The organism is Hungatella sp. SL.1.14, from assembly GCF_024460495.1.
Lineage (GTDB): Bacteria > Bacillota > Clostridia > Lachnospirales > Lachnospiraceae > Hungatella > Hungatella hathewayi.
Genome location: NZ_JANFYJ010000232.1, coordinates 1 through 316 on the forward strand (window position 1 = coordinate 1; position 316 = coordinate 316).

A 316-nucleotide genomic window follows, 5' to 3' on the forward strand; every position below is an offset into this window, starting at 1 on the left:
TTTGTTATCGCTGTACGTTACAGCAACAACGAGTTTATAATTTTCGGTTATATCTGTTACGATATAACACCTCGGATGTCTTGAATTGTTTTCCACAGGTTTGATGTTCTTGCGAACCTCTCCTCTGCTTCAACTTTTCTAGATATATTCAATATGTGGTTTTCAAGGTACATGCTGGCATGATTCCCAGTTACCTTACGGCTTCCTTCCTTCATACCGAATGGAGATGGAGAGATTCGAACTCTTGACCCCCTGCTTGCAAGGCAGGTGCTCTCCCAACTGAGCTACACCCCCATATTTATGTCAAATACCGGAT

The 316-nt window shown here is 42.4% G+C and carries 1 tRNA gene; it reads right to left on the reverse strand.

The window, feature by feature from the left end:
• Nucleotides 1–221: 221 nt before the first annotated feature.
• Nucleotides 222–294: transfer RNA gene (locus NE473_RS30800), tRNA-Ala, on the reverse strand.
• Between the last annotated feature and the right edge of the window lie 22 nt (nucleotides 295–316).